Source organism: Plantactinospora sp. B6F1 (assembly GCF_040120695.1).
In the GTDB taxonomy this organism is placed as follows: domain Bacteria; phylum Actinomycetota; class Actinomycetes; order Mycobacteriales; family Micromonosporaceae; genus Plantactinospora.
In genome coordinates, this window is record NZ_JBEEAC010000009.1 from 30,774 (window position 1) to 49,831 (window position 19,058).

At 72.6% G+C, this 19,058-nt stretch carries 17 protein-coding genes and 1 riboswitch; of the genes, 7 read left to right on the top strand and 10 right to left on the bottom strand.

Translation table 11 applies throughout. The features are described 5' to 3' along the window. Positions 1 to 28 precede the first annotated feature (28 nt). The 3 genes from ABNF97_RS14385 to ABNF97_RS14395 form a co-directional block, all read right to left on the bottom strand. Positions 29 to 1,351, bottom strand: coding sequence for a D-alanyl-D-alanine carboxypeptidase family protein (locus tag ABNF97_RS14385; RefSeq protein WP_349338829.1), 1,323 nt, complete (start codon positions 1,349 to 1,351; stop codon positions 29 to 31). 126 nt (positions 1,352 to 1,477) lie between these two features. Further along, complete coding sequence (locus tag ABNF97_RS14390) at positions 1,478 to 2,674, bottom strand: CU044_5270 family protein (RefSeq protein WP_349338830.1); 1,197 nt, start codon at positions 2,672 to 2,674, stop codon at positions 1,478 to 1,480. Then, on the bottom strand, positions 2,671 to 3,231 hold the full coding sequence (locus ABNF97_RS14395; RefSeq protein WP_349338831.1) for an RNA polymerase sigma factor: 561 nt from the start codon (positions 3,229 to 3,231) through the stop codon (positions 2,671 to 2,673). Before ABNF97_RS14395 ends, ABNF97_RS14390 begins: the two co-directional genes overlap by 4 nt. A 315-nt stretch (positions 3,232 to 3,546) precedes the next feature. On the opposite strand from ABNF97_RS14395, the gene ABNF97_RS14400 reads away from it, so the two are divergent. After that, a complete protein-coding gene (locus tag ABNF97_RS14400) occupies positions 3,547 to 4,542 on the top strand; it encodes a Gfo/Idh/MocA family protein (protein ID WP_349338832.1) in 996 nt (331 codons plus the stop codon). Between the two features lie 80 nt (positions 4,543 to 4,622). Here the strand turns inward: ABNF97_RS14400 and ABNF97_RS14405 are convergent, their stop codons facing one another. Then, on the bottom strand, positions 4,623 to 5,624 hold the full coding sequence (locus ABNF97_RS14405; protein ID WP_130465253.1) for an inorganic phosphate transporter: 1,002 nt from the start codon (positions 5,622 to 5,624) through the stop codon (positions 4,623 to 4,625). Positions 5,625 to 5,628: 4 nt separating this feature from the next. Next, positions 5,629 to 6,255: a DUF47 domain-containing protein gene (locus ABNF97_RS14410; protein WP_101369324.1), complete on the bottom strand. Its 627-nt coding sequence runs from the start codon at positions 6,253 to 6,255 to the stop codon at positions 5,629 to 5,631. 368 nt (positions 6,256 to 6,623) lie between these two features. On the opposite strand from ABNF97_RS14410, the gene sigJ reads away from it, so the two are divergent. Further along, positions 6,624 to 7,592 (top strand): RNA polymerase sigma factor SigJ, encoded by a 969-nt coding sequence (gene sigJ, locus ABNF97_RS14415; protein WP_349338833.1) that lies wholly within the window; start codon positions 6,624 to 6,626, stop codon positions 7,590 to 7,592. Positions 7,593 to 7,612: 20 nt separating this feature from the next. On the opposite strand, the gene ABNF97_RS14420 is transcribed toward sigJ, so the two are convergent. Together ABNF97_RS14420 and ABNF97_RS14425 are read right to left on the bottom strand one after the other, a co-directional pair. Next, positions 7,613 to 8,290: a response regulator gene (locus tag ABNF97_RS14420; RefSeq protein ID WP_130465255.1), complete on the bottom strand. Its 678-nt coding sequence runs from the start codon at positions 8,288 to 8,290 to the stop codon at positions 7,613 to 7,615. Next, positions 8,287 to 9,393 carry a sensor histidine kinase gene (locus ABNF97_RS14425; RefSeq protein WP_349338834.1) on the bottom strand — a complete coding sequence of 369 codons (1,107 nt, stop codon included), beginning with the start codon at positions 9,391 to 9,393 and terminating at the stop codon, positions 8,287 to 8,289. Before ABNF97_RS14425 ends, ABNF97_RS14420 begins: the two co-directional genes overlap by 4 nt. A gap of 112 nt (positions 9,394 to 9,505) precedes the next feature. On the opposite strand from ABNF97_RS14425, the gene ABNF97_RS14430 reads away from it, so the two are divergent. Together ABNF97_RS14430 and ABNF97_RS14435 are read left to right on the top strand one after the other, a co-directional pair. Then, on the top strand, positions 9,506 to 10,243 hold the full coding sequence (locus ABNF97_RS14430) for an ATP-binding cassette domain-containing protein (protein ID WP_130465256.1): 738 nt from the start codon (positions 9,506 to 9,508) through the stop codon (positions 10,241 to 10,243). After that, positions 10,240 to 11,010 carry an ABC transporter permease gene (locus ABNF97_RS14435; RefSeq protein WP_349338835.1) on the top strand — a complete coding sequence of 257 codons (771 nt, stop codon included), beginning with the start codon at positions 10,240 to 10,242 and terminating at the stop codon, positions 11,008 to 11,010. Before ABNF97_RS14430 ends, ABNF97_RS14435 begins: the two co-directional genes overlap by 4 nt. 37 nt (positions 11,011 to 11,047) lie before the next feature. Here the strand turns inward: ABNF97_RS14435 and ABNF97_RS14440 are convergent, their stop codons facing one another. Further along, positions 11,048 to 11,551 (bottom strand): DUF402 domain-containing protein, encoded by a 504-nt coding sequence (locus tag ABNF97_RS14440; RefSeq protein ID WP_130465258.1) that lies wholly within the window; start codon positions 11,549 to 11,551, stop codon positions 11,048 to 11,050. Positions 11,552 to 11,812: 261 nt separating this feature from the next. On the opposite strand from ABNF97_RS14440, the gene ABNF97_RS14445 reads away from it, so the two are divergent. Further along, positions 11,813 to 13,903 (top strand): ATP-dependent DNA helicase, encoded by a 2,091-nt coding sequence (locus ABNF97_RS14445; protein ID WP_502930487.1) that lies wholly within the window; start codon positions 11,813 to 11,815, stop codon positions 13,901 to 13,903. Positions 13,904 to 13,932: 29 nt separating this feature from the next. Here the strand turns inward: ABNF97_RS14445 and ABNF97_RS14450 are convergent, their stop codons facing one another. Continuing rightward, positions 13,933 to 15,162, bottom strand: a complete 1,230-nt coding sequence (locus ABNF97_RS14450) for an AI-2E family transporter (protein WP_502930484.1) — start codon at positions 15,160 to 15,162, stop codon at positions 13,933 to 13,935. A 169-nt stretch (positions 15,163 to 15,331) separates the two neighbouring features. Between ABNF97_RS14450 and ABNF97_RS14455 the strand changes: the two genes are divergently transcribed. Further along, positions 15,332 to 15,670, top strand: a complete 339-nt coding sequence (locus ABNF97_RS14455; protein ID WP_130465260.1) for a co-chaperone GroES — start codon at positions 15,332 to 15,334, stop codon at positions 15,668 to 15,670. A gap of 57 nt (positions 15,671 to 15,727) precedes the next feature. Here ABNF97_RS14455 and ABNF97_RS14460 read toward each other — a convergent pair whose 3' ends face one another. Continuing rightward, a complete protein-coding gene (locus ABNF97_RS14460) occupies positions 15,728 to 17,371 on the bottom strand; it encodes a PrsW family intramembrane metalloprotease (protein WP_502930488.1) in 1,644 nt (547 codons plus the stop codon). Positions 17,372 to 17,551: 180 nt separating this feature from the next. Then, positions 17,552 to 17,673: riboswitch (SAM riboswitch) on the top strand. Between the two features lie 46 nt (positions 17,674 to 17,719). On the opposite strand from ABNF97_RS14460, the gene ABNF97_RS14465 reads away from it, so the two are divergent. After that, entirely contained in the window at positions 17,720 to 19,024 is a 1,305-nt protein-coding gene (locus ABNF97_RS14465) for an aminotransferase class V-fold PLP-dependent enzyme (protein ID WP_349338837.1), read from the top strand. The last annotated feature ends 34 nt before the right edge of the window (positions 19,025 to 19,058 follow it).

The following is a 19,058-nucleotide window of genomic DNA, read 5'->3' on the forward strand; positions in this document are numbered from 1 at the left end:
GGCACCAGGATCGTGCGTGCCGGGAGGGTCAGCGGTGGTGGCGGATGCGCTCCCAGGTACTCGGCGGTTCCAGATCGACGCCGGTGCGCAGCGCCGAGCCGACCGGCTCGCCGCCACCGGCGCGGAAAGTGACTCGCCCATGTTCGGTGCCGGCCGCGATCCGCGACGGCACGGCCGGGATCTGGGCGTCGAGCCGCACCTTGAGGCCCGGCCAGCCGACCACCTCGACCTTCTCGACGGCGTTGATGGTGGTGCCGGTGCCCAGCGGACCGCGTACGGTGGCGACCTGCTCGCCGGCCTCGACCAGCGTGTGGACGTCGAGCGCGGCCGCCGTCGACCGCAGCAGCGACCGGGTCACCGCGAACACCCGGTCCAGCTGGATCGGGGTGTTGGCGCCAGGTTGGCCCAGTACGGCACCGACAACGGTGAGCTTCCGGCCGCCGACGTCGACCACCGCCGCGAAGACGAGGCAGCCGCCGGCCTCGTCGGTGGAACCGGTCTTGATCCCCACCACGCCGTCGCGGCCGACCAACTCGTTGTAGTTCCGCACGACACCGGCCACCGGCAGGGTCGCCCGCTCCTGCTTGACGATCTCCGCGAACGCCGGCAACGCCATCGCCTCGCCGGCCAGGACCACCTGGTCCCGAGCCGTGCTCACGGTGCCGGGATCGAGGCCGGACGGATCCGTGTAGTGGGTGCGCGACATGCCCAGCCGGGCTGCGGTCGCGTTCATCTTCTCGACGAACGCGGCCACACTGCCGGAGTCCCAGGCGGCCAGGATGCGCGCCATGTTGTTCGCCGACGGCAGCAGCACCGCCTGCAGCGCCTGCCGCTCCGTGATCACCTCACCGGCCCGCACCTCGACCAGCGACTCGCCGCGCGCCAGCTCCGCCGGGTACGCCGCGGCCTGCTCGGCGCTGACCGTCAGCTCCGGTCCTGGCTCGCCGACGGCGAGTGGATACTCGGTGAGGATGACGTAGGCGGTCATCACCTTCGCCACGCTTCCGATCGGCATCGGCTTCGATCCGCCGGACGTACCGAGCGTGCCAAGTCCCTCGACCGAGACCATCGCCTGACCGGCGCGCGGCCAGGGCAGCCGCGGTGCCTTACCCGGGATGGCCATCGCCCGGGGCAGGGTCAGCTCGACCGCCGGGGCGGGCAGCGGGTGCCACAGCGGCGCGACGGCGTACACGGCGCCGCCGACGAACAGCAGCAGCGCCAGCAGGCCCACCAGCAGCCACGGCGGGCGCCACCGGCTCCGGCGGCCCGGCGGCGCTGGTGCCGACCGTGCCGACGGTGCCGGTGGGATCCGACTGAACTCCTCGGTCGGCATCTCCGTCGGACCAGACATCGTGCTTTCTCCTTCGGGACACGATCATCGCACCAGGGTCATGGCTAGGACCCGCCATCGGCTCGCCGGGCGGCACCCGGCCGGCGGCGCTGCTGTGCCGCGCCACCGGCCGGGTGCCGCAGAGGGTCAGTCCCTGGCGTCGTCAACCGGCGGACTGTCGTTGGTGGCTCCCGCTGCCAGTACCAGGGAATACGAGGAGAGCGACCCCGGCGCCATCCACGAGAATTCGCCCTGCGGCTCCACCACGCGGGTCTCCTCGGCCAGGGGTCGTCCGGTCTCCGGGTCGAAGATCAGCCGTACCTCAAGGCCCTTCCCTGGGGTGACCTGCCCGCGGTCGTAAGCGATTGCCTGCCCACGCCGGCCACGAACGTCATGCACCACTCCCAGCCCCCGCACCCCTGGCACGGTAGCGAGCAGGCGGTATCCGGCGGCGCGGACCTGGTTGCTGACCGGCAGGCCGAACACCACGGCGGAGGCGACGGTGAACAGCCACTGGTCGAGGTCACGGGGCATGTCGACGTTCTCTCCGGTGAACCGGCTGAGCAGCACGCTGCGGAGGGCGGCCGGGTCGGTCGGCAGCGCGTCGAGTTCCGCCTGCGACACGTTCAGGTCGCCGAGCGCGAACTGCTTGTCCGGGTCGACCTTCCAGCGCTCGACCTCGCCCTGGGCGATCTTCAGCTCGGACGGCTTCGGCTTGGTGACCCTCATGACGGCCGGGGAACCGTTGCGGCGCCAGCGGGCCTCATCGGTGGGTGTGGCGGGCTTGGCGCCGAGCTCCTGCGAAATTGCCCAACTGCTGTCAGCGCTGGAGCGGGCCAGCCAATACTGGTCACCGTATCTCTCGAACATGACGTACGTGCCCTCGGCGGTCTCGACCGGTTGTGCGTACCCGCGCTCCGTTTGCACGGTCAGATAGCGTCCGCTGGCCCGCGGGGCCTTGTCGCTGCGTTCGGCTGCCACGAGCAACAACCGCTTGTAGTCCATCGGCGCGTCCAGGGCGGACGACGCGACGCCCGATGCGGCTTCGGGTGCGCTGTCGGGCGCGCCGTTTGGTCCGGCGACGGCCACGACGACGGCTGCTGCCGCGATCGCCCCCACCGCGCCGACGAGAGCCATCCGACGCGGCCCGGGCCTACGGACCTGGCCGAGCGTGGCGGGCCCTTCGGCGGCCGCGGCGTCGGCCACCTGGTTGAGCGTGGCGGGCCCTTCGGCGGCCACAGCGTTGGCCACGATGCCGGCAAGCTCGCCTCGGTTGCCCGGTGCGTTCAGTCGTGCCGGCCGGGCCTTCGCAAGCACGTTCATGACATCCGTTGATCGGCTCATCGGGTCGACTCCTTCGGGATCAGCGTGGTGGTGGGGCGAGGCAACTCCACTTCGGCGGCGGCAGCCAGGGCGTTCCTCAAGCGACGTCGGGCGCGATGCAGGCGCACGTAGTACGTCGCCGTGGAACAACCGAGAACCCGAGCCGCGCGACCTGGCGACAGCCCGTGCCAGGCGACCAGCGTCAACAGTTCGCGGTCGTCGTCGGACAATTGGGCCAGTGCGGTGAGCACCCCGGCCCGCTCGGCGACGCCGTCTGCCACGTCGGCGACGGACACCTCCGCTTCGGTGATCCACGCGCGCATTTCGGCAGCGACAGCCTGCTGTCGTTCCTCCGCGCGGTAGCGCTCACCTACGACGTTGCGGGCGACGGCAAGCAGCCACGGTAGGGGCGCTGCCTTCGGCAGTGCCGGCAGCCGCCGCCACGCCACCAGGAACGTCTCGGCGACAACCTCGTCGGCCAGCCGGCGACCGACGCGCGTGACGGCATACGCATACACCTGCCGGTAGTGCTCTTGATACAGAGAGGTAAATTGATCTTCCGGTGAAGGTGCTGGCACTGGCTTCAGCCTCCCTGTCGGAGTTCGTCCGTCACCAGGAAATGTCTCGCGCACGCCGTTTCTTACCTCGGCCACCATTTCCAGGGAGGGCCGCAGGTTGCCGGTGATGAGGCAAGGCAGGTTGCCGGTGATGAGGCAATTTGGCGGCGGCGGGGTACCAACGCGACGACCGCCTATTCCGGCAGATCACGTCCACGGTAGCGTGAGATCAACTATCGATCCTGTCCGTAGAACCGGGTCAACCCAAGCGTGAAGCTTCCTCCCCCGGCCGTTGACCGCCGGACGTACCCGCCGGCCCACACCTGAAGAGGTTCCATGGCGCAGCAGCCCAGCCCCGACGGCAGGACACGTTGGGGCATCCTGGCCACCGGTTACATCGCCGCCACCTTCGTCGAGGATCTCCGGCTGCTGCCGGACGCCGAGGTCGTCGCCGTCGGCTCCCGTACCGTCGAGACCGCCCGCGCCTTCGCCGACCGGCACGGCATCCCCCGGGCGTACGGGTCGTGGCAGGAACTCGCCTCCGACGACGACCTCGACGTGGTGTACGTCGCCACCCCGCACGCGGCACACTTCGACGCCACGATGACCTGCCTCGACGCCGGCCGGGCCGTACTGGTCGAGAAGCCGATCACCCTGGACCGGGCAGCCGCCCAGCGACTCGTCGACACCGCCACCGCCAACCGGCGCTTCCTGATGGAGGCGATGTGGATGCGGTGCAATCCGGTCGTACTCCGGATCCTGGAGCTGATCGCCGACGGCGCGATCGGCGAGGTGACCGGCGTGCAGGCGGACTTCGGGGTCGGCGGGCCGTTCCCGCCCGAGCACCGGATGCGGGCCCGGGCGCTCGGCGGCGGCGCCCTGCTGGACCTCGGGATCTATCCGATCAGCCTGGCGCACCTGCTGCTCGGCGTGCCCGACCACGTCCGCTCCTGGGCGAAGATCAGCCCGGAGGGCGTCGACGAGAACACCGGGATCATCCTCGGCTACGACTCCGGCGCGGTCGCCACGCTCGGCTGCGGCATGATCGGCGCCACCCGGGTGGCGGCGGTGATCACCGGGCGGACCGGCCGGATCGAGCTGGCACCGCCGTTCTACCGGCCCGGCCAGGTCACCCTGTTCCGGGACGGCGCCGACCCGGAACCGCTGCCGGTCGACCTGACCGGCTCGGGCTACCAGCACGAGGCGGCCGAGGTGCAGCGCTGCCTCGCCGCCGGGCTGCCGGAGAGCCCGCTGGTGCCGCACGCCGCGACCCTGCAGGTGATGGGCCTGCTCGACGACATCCGCGCGCAACTCGGCGTCACGTACCCGTGATCGGCGTCACGCACCCGTGAAAGGAAGGGCCCCGCTTGTCGTTCTCTGTCGTAGCGGGGGCCCTTCCTACCACCCCGGGCTCAGAAGAGCGGGTTGACCAGGAGGTACATCAGGGCGCCGATCGAGCCGGCCGCAGGGAAGGTGAGGATCCAGGCGCCGACGATGTTGCCGGCAACGCCCCAGCGGACGGCGGAGAGCCGCTTGGTCGCCCCGACACCCATGATCGCCGAGGTGATGGTGTGGGTGGTGGAGATCGGGGCGCCGAGCACCAGCGCGTTGAAGTAGAGCACGCCACTGGCCACGGTCTCGGCGGCGAAGCCCTCCGGCGGCCGGAGATCGATGATCTTCCGTCCGAGGGTACGGATGATCCGCCAGCCGCCCGCGTACGTGCCCAGCGCCAGCACCGTCGCCGAGGTCCAGAACGCCCACTCCGGGATGTGCTCGGGACTGTTCTGGTAGCCGCCGACGAAGAGGGCGAGCACCACGATGCCGATCGTCTTGGCGGCGTCCTGCATGCCGTGCCCGATCGACATCGCCGCCGCCGAGGCGGTCTGGGCCCACCGGAAGCCCCGGTTCAGCTTGCCCGGCTGCCCGTTCCGGAAGATCCACTGCACGGCGATCATGACGAGGTAGCCGAGCAGGAAACCGACCAGCGGGGAGAGGATCATCGGGAGTACGACGCTCTCCCCGATGCCCTTCCAGAGCACCGTGCCGGAGGCGGCGAGCGTCGACCCGACCAGCCCGCCGATCAGGGCGTGCGAGGACGACGAGGGCAACCCGAAGTACCAGGTGATCAGGTTCCAGGTGATCGCTCCGATCACCCCGGCGAAGACGATGCCCAGGCTGGAGACGCCGGTCGGCAGGGCGACCAGGCCGGAGCCGACCGTCTTGGCCACGTCCGCACCGAAGTGCGCGCCGATGAAGTTGCCGATCGCCGCCATGCCGAGCGCGACCCTGGGCGTCAGGGCCCGGGTGGAGATGCTGGTGGCGATCGCGTTCGCGGCGTCGTGGAACCCGTTGGTGTAGTCGAAGAGCAGCGCGACGGCGATCACCGCCAGTACGGCGATGAGTTCAGGGCTCACGGGGTCAGCTTTCCTTGACCGCGATGGTCTCGACCGTGTTGGCGACGTGCTCGAACGCGTCGCAGGCCGCCTCCAGCTCGTCGGCGACCTCCTTCATCTTGAGCACGGTCAGCGCGTCGTACTCGCCGGAGAAGAGCCGGACCAGCAGCATCCGGTACGCCTGGTCGCCGTCGTTCTCCAGCCGGTTGCACTCGATCCAGTAGTCCTCGAGGTCCTTCATCGCCCGCAGCCGGGGCATCGCCTCGGCGGTGAGCTTGGCCTGCTGGTCGAGGACGTTCACCAGCTCGTGCATCTCCCGGGGCAGCGACGGCAGCTTGGTCAGCCCGTAGAGGTAGAGCAGGTTGCCGACCGCCTCCAGGTGATCCATCACGTCGTCGAGCAGCGAGCCGAGCCGGTAGATGTCCTCCCGGTCGAACGGGGTGACGAAGGTCGAGTTGATCTTCTTGTACAGGTCGTGGGTGATCTGGTCGCTGTCGTGCTCGACCTCGGTGAGCCGCTCGCTGACCGACTGCACGTCGACCCCGGGCAGCGCCAGCTCGTTCAGCAGCTCGGTACCCCGCACGAGGTTCTGAGCGGCTCTGGTGAACAACTCGTAGAACGCGCCCTCGGAGGGGCGGAGGGAAAACTTCACGGCACAGAACCTCGTTGCGTCGGCGGACGGGTGGCGGGCCGCAGGAGGCTGCCCCTGGGGAATGCTAGGAAACCTCGGATCGGAATATTCGCCCGCCCACCCCTGGTCAGGGGCGATTCACCTGCCATTCATCTGATGTTCACCTTCGTCCGGCGACAGGCCGGCACGAATCCGACCGAACAGGCCGAGAGGCGGCGTCCGGCACGCCGCCGCCCGCGCCGACCACGAGTCCCCGCGCCGACCACGAGTCCCGGCACGGCCGAGGACCACCCTTGCGCTCCCGGCACGGCCGAGGATCATCTTCGGCTCCCGGCACCGTCGGGGGCTACCCTTCGCGGAAGGGACGTACGGCGGCGGGGGAGGCGGCGGTGCGGGATCTGGCCAGCGAGTTCGAGGCCGAACGGGACCACCTCACCTCGGTCGCCTACCGGATGCTCGGCAGCCGGGCCGAGGCGGAGGACGCCGTACAGGAGACCTGGCTGCGGTACGCCGCCGCCCTGGAGACCCCGCGGGCCCGCGCCGAGATCCGCGACCTGCGCGGCTGGCTCACCACCGCCACCGCCCGGATCTGCCTCGACGTGCTCCGCTCGGCCCGGGTACGCCGGGAGGCGTACCCGGGCGAGTGGCTGCCGGAGCCGATCGTCAGCCGGCTTCCCGGCCCCGCCGACGGGACGGAGGGGTTCGCCCCCGACCCGGCCGAGCGGGCCGCGCAGACCGAGCAGGTCGGGATCGCCCTGCTGACCGTGCTGGAACGACTCACCCCGGAGCAGCGGGTCGCGTTCGTGCTGCACGACGTCTTCGCCGTACCCTTCGCGGAGATCGCCACGGTGCTGGGGACCAGCCCGGCCGCCGCCCGGCAGCTCGCCTCCCGGGCCCGGCGCGCGGTCGCCGAGGACGGCCCCCGGCACTCCGCCGACCCGGCCGAACACCAGCGCCTGGTCCGCGCGTTCCTGCACGCCGTCGAGTCCGGCGAACCCGAACGGCTGCTCGAGGTGCTCGCCCCGGACGTGGTCGTCGTCGGAGACGGCGGCGGCCTCTTCCCGACCGCGCGACAGCCGGTGGTCGGCGCGGCCAAGGTCACCCGGTTCGCGCTCGGACTGAAGCGCCGGGTGGGCTCGGACACGCACCACCTGCGGATGCGGCCGGTACTCGTCAACGGCGCGCTCGGCCTCCAGATCGAGGCGGACTACCGGCCCGGGCTGCCGCTGCACGGCGTCATGTGGTTCGCCGTCGCCGACGGCCGGATCACCGCCGCCTACCACCAGCTCAACCCGGAGAAGCTGGCCCGGGTACCGAGGATCAGCGAGGACGAGCGGGCCCGGCCGTCCGCACCCTGACTCCCCGGCCGGAGAGCCGGCTATTCGAGGATCCCCTCGTGCAGTGCCCGTAGCACCGCGTTCGTCCGGTCCCTGGCGCCGAGCTTGGTGAGGATCGCGGAGACGTGGTTCTTGACGGTTCCCTCCGCGAGGAAAAGGATCTCCGCGATCTCACGGTTGCTGTACCCCCGCGCGACGAGCCCCAGCACGTCCTGTTCGCGTTCGGTGAGGCTCTGCACGATCGTCGTCGCCCCCGGCCCCGCCGCGGAGGCCGCGGAGGGATCCGGGCCGGCCGGGGAGGGACCGGAACGGATGGCCCGGAGCATCCGGTCGGTGATCGACGGCGCGATGAGCGTCCCGCCGTCGGCCAGCGTCCGGATCGCCCGGGTGAGCCGTTCCAGCGTCACGTCCTTGAGGAGATAGCCCCGGGCGCCGGCCCGGAGCGCCCCGATCACGAGTTCGTCGTCGTCGAAGGTGGTCAGCACCAGCACCGGAATGTCGATCTGCTCGGCGTGCAGCCGATCGAGCGTCCAGATGCCGTCGTACCGGGGCATCCGCAGGTCGAGCAGGATCACGTCCGGCGAGGTCTCCGCGATCACCGCGAGCGCCGCCTGTCCGTCCCCGGCCTCGCCCACCACCTCGATGTCGGCGACCTCGAGCAGCCCACGGATTCCCTGCCGAACCAGGGTCTGGTCGTCGACGACCACGACGCGGGTCACGACGCCGGCACCCGCGCCGTCACCCGGAACCCGTCGCCGCCATCGAAGGACAGGTCACCACCGAGGGCCCGTAGCCGCTCGCCGAGTCCGCGCAGCCCGTTGCCGGGCACCGGGTCGCGGGCGCCGCAGCCGTCGTCCCGGGCGTCGAGGACGGCATCGCGGTCGTCGGCGGTCACCGAGATCCGCAGCGTGGACGCGTCGGCGTGCCGGATCGTGTTCGTGACGATCTCCTGGGTCGCCCGGACGAACGCCGCACCGGCCTCCTCGCTGACCCGCACGTCGGGCGAGACGTCGATCGTCACGTCGAGCCCCGGCAGGTCGCCCGCCATGCGTCGCAGCGTCTGCTCAAGGTCGGGGGTCTCGGTCCGCAACTGGCCGACAGTGCTCCGGACGTCACCGAGAAGGTCCCGGGCGACCCGGTCGGCACGCTCCACGTGCATCCGGGCAGCCGCTCCGTCGAGGTGCCGGGCGGTCTCCAGCTCCAGGGTCAGCACGGTCAGCTGGTGGCCGATCAGGTCGTGCAGCTCCCGGGAGATCCGCAGCCGTTCCGCCGTCCGGGCCGACTCCGACAGCAGCACGCTGGCCGCCTGCAACTCGACGTGCGCCTCGGTGAGTTCGCGGCGCATCCGTTGTTCCCGCAGCAGGGTGACCGTGCTGAGCAGCGCCGCCGCCTGGATCAGCAGGTAGAAGACCACGAGACCGACGACGTCCGCCGGACTGCGTCGGGGCGCCCCGATGCCGAAGGAGATCACCAGGGTGTTGAGGCCGACGACGATCAGGCCCACCCACGGCGGGACCACGTACGCACTCGCGGCCACGGTCAGGACCAGCAGGACCGGCAGCAGTCCCTGGCCCGGCGTCGTGAGTACGACCGTCCAGGCCGCGACGACGGCGGCGGCGTAGGCCGCATACCGGCGTGGACGCGGCACGGGGGTGTAGGCCGCAACCAGGAAAGCCGCCATGAACAGCACGAACAGAGCGATCCACCAGCCGTGCGGGATCGCGGTGTCGAAGGCGCCGAGGAGGCCCGGCGCCGCGATGACGACCGCGACCACCAGCATGGCGATCCCGCTCCACTCCTCCGTCCCGATGCCCCGGCGCACGGCTCCTACTCTAGGTGACGGGATCGGCCGGGTACCCGTGCCGAAAGTAACGGCCACGAGTGGTGACTTCTGGGACAGGACATCGCGCCCGACCTGCTCGTAGCGTCGACACATGCCCAGCGCCGAACCGGCGATCCTCGCCGAGAACCTTGCCAAGAGCTACCGCCGGACCCGGGCGGTCGTCGACGTGAGCCTCCGGGTCGACGTCGGTGAGGCGGTCGGCATGGTCGGTGCCAACGGGGCGGGCAAGACGACGACGGTCGAGATGATCGCCGGGCTGCGGGTACCCGACCGTGGCCGGGTGCGCGTCCTCGGCCTCGATCCGCGCCGGGACCGTACCCGGCTCCGCCAGGTCCTCGGCGTGCAGTTGCAGCACGCCCACCTGCACGGCGCGCTGCGGGTCACGGAACTGCTCGACCTGTACCGAAGCTTCTACCCGGCCCCCCGCTCCAGCGAGGAACTGCTCGACATGGTCGAACTCACCGCGGAGCGTCGGACCGCCTTCCAGAAGCTCTCCGGTGGCCAGCAACAGCGGCTCTCGATCGCCCTTGCCCTCGCCGGCCGCCCGCGGGTCGTGATCCTCGACGAGCTGACCACCGGCCTGGACCCGCACGCACGGCGGCGGATGTGGCGCACGGTGGAGCGGCTCCGAGGCGAGGGCGTCAGCGTGCTGCTCGTCAGCCACGCCATGACGGAGGTCGAGCGACTCTGCGACCGGGTCGCCGTGCTGGACGCCGGCCGGATCGTCGCGCTCGACACCCCGGCGGGGCTCGTCGCCCGGGCCGGCACCGACACTCTCGACGACGCCTTCGTCGCGCTGACCGGACAGGAACTGGAGCAGGCCGGATGAGGGGTACCGCCGTCGAGGCCCGCCGCCCGGGGATGCGGTCCCTGCTCACGCTCGTCGGCTGTGAGGCGAAGATGGTCGCCCGGGACACCTCCGGGCTGATCGTGCCGCTGGGCCTGCCCCTGCTGATCCTGCTGACCAGCGCCTCCTCGGCCAGCGACCTGGTCGTCGACGGCGGGCGCACGGCGCTGGACGTGTTCGTCCTGCCGCTGGTGCTCACGATGGTCATCGCGATGGTCGGCATCATCAACATGCCGAGCTTCCTGGCCTACTACCGGCGATCCGGGATCCTGCGCAGGCTCGCGGTCACCCCCGCGTCGCCCGTCATGGTCCTGGCCGCCCAGGTGGTCGTCAGCGTTCTCCAAACCGTCGTCGGCCTCGCGGCCGCACTGGTCGTCGCGTTCCTCGCGTTCGGCGTCGACCCGCCCGGCGACACCGGCGCCACGTTGGGTGTGGTCGTCCTGGCGATGGCGGCGATGTACAGCACCGGCATGGTCGTCGCCGCGATCGCACCCACCCCGAACTCCGCCGTCGCGATCGGCCTGGTCGCCTTCTTCGTCCTCGGCGCCCTCGGCGGCATGTTCGGCGGCCGACAGGCGCTGCCCGGGCCGCTCGCCGAGATCGGCGGATGGCTGCCCTTCGGGGCCGCGGTCGAAGCCGTCTCGTCGGCCTGGGCCGGCACGCCGGTCGAAGCGGCACAGTTGCTCGGCCTCGGCGCGACGGTCATGGTCGGCACCCTGCTCTCGGCGGCATTCTTCCGCTGGGAATAGCGCGCGCCGGCTCACCGCCGCTGGGAGGAGCGCCGGCTCAGACCACCAGCGCCAGCCATTTCCGGTACGCCGACGCGAACGGCTCGGTACCGTCGCCGAGCGCGACGTAGAGCCACTCCGCCGCCGCCCGGGCCCGCCCCACCGTCTCCTCCGGATAGCCGAACCGGGCCCGGTGCTCGGCGAACTCGTCCTCGTCGCGCAGCTCCACCAGGCCGGTGCCGCGTCGGCGCACCACGTCGAGGTCGAGGTCGATCAGGTGGACGGTCTCCCCCTCCCAGCGGGCCGGGCTCGCGATGTCGCAGTAGACCTCACTGGTCCGCGGCGGCGGGTTGAACATCGCGCTCCACCACGCGTCGTGCGGCACCAGCAACACGAACGGGATCTGTTCCACCGACGGGCGGCCGTGGTAGACCGACTCGGTACCGGCGGTGACGCCGAGCCACACGCCCAGGTCGTCTTCGGTCAGTCTGCGGGCGGGGTAGTCCCGGTGTGCGGCGCCGTCGTACTTGCGGTAGACGACCCGGACCACATCGCTCGGCATGTCCGCACCCTAGCGGATGGCACCCGTTACGCGCGGTGCGCGAGGCCCCTGGGTCCGTGCGCCGATCCGCCCCGCCGGGTGGACCCGCCGGGGCGGCGGCGTGGCGGTGTCGGGCTCGGCGGGTACGGTCGCACGGTGACCGTGCCCGCCACCGACGCCAGCGTCCCCACCCTGATCGACTCCGCGGCGGCGGACTCCGGCCGGCCGGCAGGGCCGCGCTCCGGCAGACGGCGTCGAGGGGACCGCCCCAGCGGGACGGAGCTGCTCGCCGCGGCGGTCGGCGCGGTGCCGGGCGGCAGGGCCCGACCGGGCCAGCAGCAGATGGCGACCGCGATCGAGCAGAGCATCCGCTCCGGCGAGCACCTGCTGGTGCAGGCCGGCACCGGCACCGGCAAGTCACTGGCGTACCTTGCCCCGGCGCTGACCGTCGACGGCCCGGTGGTGGTCTCCACCGCCACCCTCGCGCTCCAGTCCCAGCTCGTCGACCACGACCTGCCCCGGCTCGCCGACGCGGTCACCCCGCTCCTCGGCCAGCCGCCGACCTTCGCGGTGCTCAAAGGCCGGCACCACTACCTCTGCCTGGCCCGCCTGGAGAACTCCACAGAGGACGAGCCGGAGGACACTCTCTTCGACGCACCCGGCCGGGGCGCTGGCGGGACGAAGTGGCTCGGCGAGGCGGGCCGGCTGGGCAAGCAGATCGAGCGGCTCCGGGACTGGGCGATGGAGACCGGTACCGGCGACCGCGACGAACTCGACCCGGGCGTCGACGACCAGGCGTGGCGGCTGGTCTCGATGCCGGCCCGGGAGTGTGTCGGCGCCGCCCGCTGCCCGTACGGGACCGAGTGCTTCGCCGAGGCGTCCCGGGCCCGGGCCCGGGAGGCGGACGTGGTGGTGACCAACCACAGCCTGCTCGCCGTCGACATGCTCGCCGGCCGGCACATCGTGCCGCCGCACAAGCTGCTGGTGATCGACGAGGCACACGAGCTGGCCGACCGGGTCTCCTCGGCGGCCCAGGCGGAACTGATCCCGGAGCTGATCGACCGGGCGGCCCGGCGGAGTCGGCCGCTGCTCACCCCGGAGCTGGCCGAATCGCTGACGGCGGCCGGTGACTCGCTGGCGGTCGGGCTCGCCGAGGCGCCCGGCGGCCGGATCACCGGCGAGCTGCCGGGGCCGCTGCGTGCGGCGTGCACGCTGCTCGACGCCGCCACCCGGGCCGCGTTGGAGAAGATCGGCGACGTCAAGGCCGACGACCCGGACCCGGTGCGCAAGCAGCAGGCCAAGGCCGTACTCGACGACCTGTCGAAGACCGCCCAGCGACTGCTGGAGGAGGCCGACCACGACGTGGCCTGGGTGGAGAAGCCCGACGGCGGCGGCGCCGGGCGGCGGGCTCTGGTCGTCGCCCCGCTCTCCGTGGCCGGCACCCTCGCCACCCACCTGTACGAGGACCGTACCGTCGTCGCGACCTCGGCCACGCTCGCCCTCGGCGGCCGCTTCGACACCGTGGCCCGGGCCCTCGGGCTGGCCGCCCCGGCGGGAGTCGACCCGACCCGGCCGCATCCCCGGGCGGCGGCGCTGGGCACCGTAGGACCCGACGAGGCACGGTCCGGTGCCGGGGCGGACACCCCGACAGCGGACGCGTCAAAGACGGACCGGGCGAACGCGGACGGGCCGGCGGCGGACCCGGGCTGGCGCTCGCTCGACGTCGGGTCCCCGTTCGACTACCCGCGCCAGGGCATCCTCTACGTCGCCGCGCACCTGCCCCGGCCCACCGCCTCGGGCCTGCCGGCGGCGGCCGGCGAGGAACTGCTCGCGCTGGTGGGCGCGCTCGGCGGTCGTACCCTGGGGCTCTTCTCGTCCCGCCGGGCGGCGTTGCAGGCCGCCGAGCTGCTCCGGGCGCGTACCGACCTGCCGATCCTGCTCCAGGGCGAGGAGGCGCTGCCGCTGCTGGTCCGCCGGTTCCGGCAGGAGCGGGCGAGCTGCCTCTTCGGGGTGATGTCGCTCTGGCAGGGCGTGGACGTGCCCGGCGACGCCTGCCAGCTCGTGGTGATCGACCGGCTGCCGTTCCCCCGCCCGGACGAGCCGCTGGCGGCCGCCCGGGCCGCCGCCGTGGACGCTTCGGGCGGCTCGGGCTTCGCCTCGGTGAGCGTGCCGATCGCCGCCGTCCGCCTCGCCCAGGGGGTCGGCCGGCTGATCCGGTCCACCGGCGACAAGGGCGTGGTGGCGGTGCTCGACTCCCGGTTGGAGACCGCCCGGGGGTACGGCGCGTTCCTGCGGAAGTCGCTGCCGCCGTTCTGGTACACCACCCGGCCGGAGGTCGCCCGGGGCGCGCTGGAGCGGCTCGGCCGGGCGTAACGGACGGGTACGGCCAGCCGCCCGGGCGGTCACGGGGCCTTCGCGGCGACCACCACGGCGTCCGGCGGCACCTCCGGCGGCCGGCGGTGCGCCAGTCGACGGATCGCGGTGTTGAAGACCGCGATCAGCGGTACCGAGACCAGGGCGCCGACGATGCCGGCCAGCACCACACCGGCGGCGATACCGACGATCACCGCGAGCGGATGGATCGCCACCGCCCGGCCCATGATCAACGGTTGCAGGATGTGCCCCTCCACCTGCTGCACCCCGATCACCACGAGGAGGATGACCAGCGCCCGCAGCCAGCCACTGTCGACCAGCGCGACCAGCACCGCCACCGCGCCGGAGAGGGTGGCGCCGACGATCGGGATGAACGCGCCGAGGAAGACCAGCGCGGCCAGCGGGAACGCGAAGGGGACGTCGAAGATCACCAGGAAGATGCCGATCCCGACCGCGTCGATGAACGCGACGAGTACGGTCGCCCGGACGTACGCGACCAGCGTCGACCAGGAGGCCCGACCGGCGTCGTCGACCCGCCACCGGGCGGCCAACGGAAGCAGCCGCACCATGAAGCGCCAGATCTTCTCACCGTCGCGGAGGAAGAAGAAGGTGGCGAAGAGCACCAGCAGCGCCCCGGTGAGCAACTCGGCGACGGTCGCGGCCGTGGAGACCGCCCCGCTGGTCAGCGACTGGGTGTTCTCGTTGATCCACTTCTCGCCCTGCTCGATGTACGAGTTGAGCTGGTTGTCGGACATGTGCAGCGGGCCGGTCTTCAGCCACTCCTGTATCTGCCGGATACCTCTGGTGGCGTTGCGACTCAGGTCGGGTACGCCCTGGATGAACTCGTTGACCACCAGGGTGAGCGTGCCCACCACCGCCGCCAGGCCGGCGACCAGCACCAGCGCGGTGGCCAGGGACCGGGGGAAGCGGGCCCGGAGCAGCAGTCCGACCAGTGGGGCCAGCAGGGCGGAGAGCAGCAGGGCGATCGCCAGCGGGATGATCACGATCCGGATGGTGCCGACCACCCGCAGCAACGCCCAGGCGACGATACCGATGACGATCAGACGCCACGACCAGGCGGCGGCGATCCGCAGCGCGTGCGGTACGTCCGCGTCGTCCCGGCTCGACGTCGACGGGTGCACCTCCCGGGCCGGTTCACCCCCGACCGGCGCCGTCCCGGGCACCGGCTCGGGCACGGCCGCCGGGTGGCCCTCCGCCGCCTCGACCGCGCCGGCCGGACTCGACGACCGCCCGGACAAGTACGCGCGACGGATCCTTGCTCGTAGCTGCTCGAAACGGCGCAAGCGCACCTCCCACGGCGGAATCGGCCCTCCTACGGTAGCGGCACCGGCGCTGGCCGGCTCGGAGCGGCCGGCGGGGCGGCGGGCACCCAACCTGCCTGGTGGCCGCACACGGTACCGTTCCGTCGTGACCGCCGAGGAAACCAACGACAACGGCCTGCCCATCCGCCTGCTACACGACCGGGTGCTGGTCCGGGCGGACAACGGCGAGGGCGAGCGCCGCTCGACCGCCGGCATCGTCATCCCGGCGACCGCCTCGATGGGCCGGCGACTGGCCTGGGCGACCGCGGTGGGTGTCGGTCCGAACGTGCGCTCCATCGTCTCCGGTGACCGGGTGCTGTTCGACCCGGACGACCGCTCCGAGGTCGAGCTGCACGGCCGGGAGTACGTCCTGCTCCGCGAGCGCGACGTGCACGCCGTGGCCGCCCGGCGGGTGGAGACCGACTCCACCGGCCTCTACCTGTGACCCGCCACCACTGACAACCGCCCCCGCTCCGCCTCCCGACCGTCGACGGAAGGCAGTTCAGCGGTGGTACGGACCCGGCCAGGGCCCGGCCGGTCCGGAGCCGGGCGTGGACGACCCGTCGTACGTACCCGGCGGGCCGGCATCCGGGGACCGTGACCCGGCGTACGGGGCCGGTGGCCCGGCATACGGACTCGGTGGCCCGGCGTACGGGGCCGGTGGCCACGCGTACGGACTCGGTGGGCCCGCGTGCCGGGCTGGCGGGCCCGCGTACGGACTCGGTTGGCCGACGTACGGGCCGTGGTAGCCGGGTAGCGGTGGATGACCGGGCCTGACCGGAACCATCGGGCGCGGCGGCGCCACCAGGACGACCGGGATCGGCACCACCGGCTCGGCCGGCGCCGGCAGGGTGCGGCGTGAGCCGTCCGGGAACGACAGGTGGTAGCGGGAACCGTCCCAGACTCCGGCCGGCGCCTGCGGATCGCGCCCCACGAAGACCCTGCGGGCCGCCTGGATCGCGTCGAGCAGCCGGCGTTCCTCGTCGACCTGCCGGGCCAGCCGCCCCGGCTGCCGCTCCAGCCCGCGCACCAGTCCGTCGCGGAGCAGGGCGAGCCGGGTCGCCGAGGTCTGGAATGCCCGCATCGCCTTGACACCCTCGTCACCGGCGACCCGCCGGGCCCAGCGGCCGGCCGCGTGTCGCCGCCCGAGGGTGCCGAGCGCGGCCAGCTCGGGCGGGGTGAGCCAACCCGTCGACACGTACTCGGGAAGCCGGCGCTGGGTGAGCCGCCCCTCCCAGCTCCGGACCCAGACGGCCAGCCCGACGACGCCCAGGAAGATCGGCACCATCAGCCCGACGTAGCTGTAGAGCAGGATCAGCGGCTCTCCGGCGAGCTGGGTGAGGGTGGCGGCCAGGTTCCAGGCGCCGTGCAGGATCATCGCCAGCAGCAGGCCGGCGAGCGGGGCGACGATCCGGATCGGGCGACTGGCCGACCGGACGGCGATGCCCAGCCCGATGCCGGTCATCGCGGTGAAGAGCGGGTGGGCGAAACCGCTGATCAGGACCCGCAGGATGAAGATCCCGAAGACGTTCTGCGCACCCGTGGCCGGGCCGTACTGGTCGGCGCCCTCGGCATAGCCGTGCAGGCCGAAGTAGAGGATGTTCTCGACCATCGCGAACCCGACCGCCGACAGGCCACAGTAGACGATTCCGTCGGTGATCCCGGACCACTTGCGGCGCTGGTAGAGCAGGAGCAGCAGTGGCCCGAGCGCCTTGGTCAGCTCCTCGATGAAGGGCGCGACCAGCACCCCGACCAGCGGGAGGGGCAGCTCCAGTGTGTCTGCCGCGAACGTGTTGGTGCGCAGCGCCGCGTAGGTGGAGACCGCCGCGCCCCAGCCGAGGCAGAAGGCGAGATACTTGACCGGCTCCGGGTCGTACCGGTCGAGCCAGAGGAAGCAGGCGACCAGCACCGGCACCGGCAGCGCCGCCGCGACCAACCCGATCAGCGGCGGCGTGACCCCGGCCGGCGACACGAGCTCCCACGCCATCAGCACCGCGCAGACGACGATGAGCGTGATCGCCCCGATCGCGATCAGCAGGCGGGCCCGGCTCCGCCGCTCGGGCGCCGCCGGCTGCGGCGCGTTGCCTGCCGGCTGCGGTCCGCCGTCTGCGGACTGCGGCGCGTTGCCGTGCGGCGCACCGCCCATCGCCTCCGGCACGCTGCCTGCCGGCTGCGAGAGTTGCCACGCCGGGGCGGTCGGCCACGGCGGGGTCGGCGACGGCGGCTGGGGTGCCGCCGCACCGGGCGGGGTGTCGGCCATGCGATCAGCGTAGTTCCTCCGGACAGCCTGGCCGGACCGCATCCGGCTTGGTTATGCTTCCCGGCAGGTCACGAGTGCCAGCGTCCAAGCCCCGGCTTGCTGGCCGGCAACCCTCGTCGAGGTTCGCGGTGGGGTGCCCCGGGTGATGACCGGGCCTGGTGCGGTTCCGCACCGGGCAAGCGCGGACCCCGTTCCCGCCCGCTCCGGGGTCCCTGACCTTCGGAGGTATGCGCGATGAGCACCGGTCTCTTCCCCGCACCCGCCCGCTCTGCCGGCGTAGCGACGCCGACCGCACCGGGGCCGGTGGTCGGCTCCGGGGGCACCGCCAGCGGTCCGCTCGGCGTACTCGGGGTGCCGGGCCAGGTCAACCTCGACTACGCCGCCACCGCGCCCTGCGCGCGAGCCGCCGCCGACGCGGTGGCCGAGCTGCTGCCCTGGTACGGCAGCGTGCACCGGGGCGCCGGAGCGCTCTCCCGGCGCAGCACGCTGGCGTACGAGCGGGCCCGGCAGGACGTCGGTGACTTCCTCCGGGTACGCCCCGACGACCACGTCGTCTTCACCCGCAACACAACGGACGCGCTCAACCTGCTGTCCCGGGCACTGCCGCCGGGCACCCGGGTGGTGACCTTCGCGGCCGAGCACCACGCCAACCTGCTGTCCTGGCCCGCCGGTGCGGTCCGGTTGCCGGTGCCCGGCTCGGCCGGGGAGGCCGTCCGGGCGGTCGACGCGGCACTGCGGGAACTGCGCCGGGGCAGCGGCGGCGGCGCACCGATCCTGGTCGCGGTGACCGGGGCAAGCAACGTCACCGGCGAGTGCTGGCCGGTCGCCGAGCTGGCCCGGATCGCCCACCGGTACGGCGCTCGGATCGCACTGGACGCCGCCCAGCTCGCCCCGCACGCCGAACTGGACATCGCCGCCCTGACGGTCGACTACGTGGCCGTTTCCGGACACAAGCTGTACGCGCCGTTCGGGATCGGCGTACTGGCCGGACGGGCGGACTGGCTGGACGCCGCACCGCCGTACCTGGCCGGCGGCGGGGCGACCCTCGGGGTCGGGGCGGCCACCCACGACGTGCGCTGGGTCGACGGGCCCGCCCGGCACGAGGCCGGCACCCCCAACCTGCTCGGCGCGGTGGCGCTGGCCGCGGTCTGTGTCGCCCTGGCCGAGGCGGACCGCGAGGCGCTGTACGCGCAGGAGCAGTCCCTGCTCGGCCGGCTGCGGTCCGGGCTCGCCGCCCTGCCGGACGTGGTCGAACTGCGCACCTTCGACCCGAGCGCACCCCGGGTCGGCATCGTGTCGTTCGTGGTCGCCGGCCGGGACTCGGCGGCGGTCGCGGCCGATCTCGCCCAGCACTGGCAGATCGGGCTGCGAGACGGGCTGTTCTGCGCGCATCCGCTGGCCCGACGGCTGCTCGCCGAGGCTGCCACCCGGAGCGGACGGCGGGACCTGCCGCCGACCGCGCTGCGCGCGAGCATCGGGTTGGGCAGCACCGCCGCACACGTCGACCGCCTGCTGACCGCCCTGTCGACCCCCCGCTGACCCGGCCGTCCCGGCTACCCGGCCGGGCCGGGGT

Coding starts and splice junctions, on each gene's coding strand:
- ABNF97_RS14460 (WP_502930488.1), bottom strand. CDS start 17,371: ATGGGCGGTGCGCCGCACGGCAACGCGCCGCAGTCCGCAGACGGCGGA.
- ABNF97_RS14400 (WP_349338832.1), top strand. CDS start 3,547: ATGGCGCAGCAGCCCAGCCCCGACGGCAGGACACGTTGGGGCATCCTG.
- ABNF97_RS14435 (WP_349338835.1), top strand. CDS start 10,240: ATGAGGGGTACCGCCGTCGAGGCCCGCCGCCCGGGGATGCGGTCCCTG.
- ABNF97_RS14430 (WP_130465256.1), top strand. CDS start 9,506: ATGCCCAGCGCCGAACCGGCGATCCTCGCCGAGAACCTTGCCAAGAGC.
- ABNF97_RS14390 (WP_349338830.1), bottom strand. CDS start 2,674: ATGAGCCGATCAACGGATGTCATGAACGTGCTTGCGAAGGCCCGGCCG.
- ABNF97_RS14440 (WP_130465258.1), bottom strand. CDS start 11,551: ATGCCGAGCGATGTGGTCCGGGTCGTCTACCGCAAGTACGACGGCGCC.
- ABNF97_RS14385 (WP_349338829.1), bottom strand. CDS start 1,351: ATGTCTGGTCCGACGGAGATGCCGACCGAGGAGTTCAGTCGGATCCCA.
- ABNF97_RS14465 (WP_349338837.1), top strand. CDS start 17,720: ATGAGCACCGGTCTCTTCCCCGCACCCGCCCGCTCTGCCGGCGTAGCG.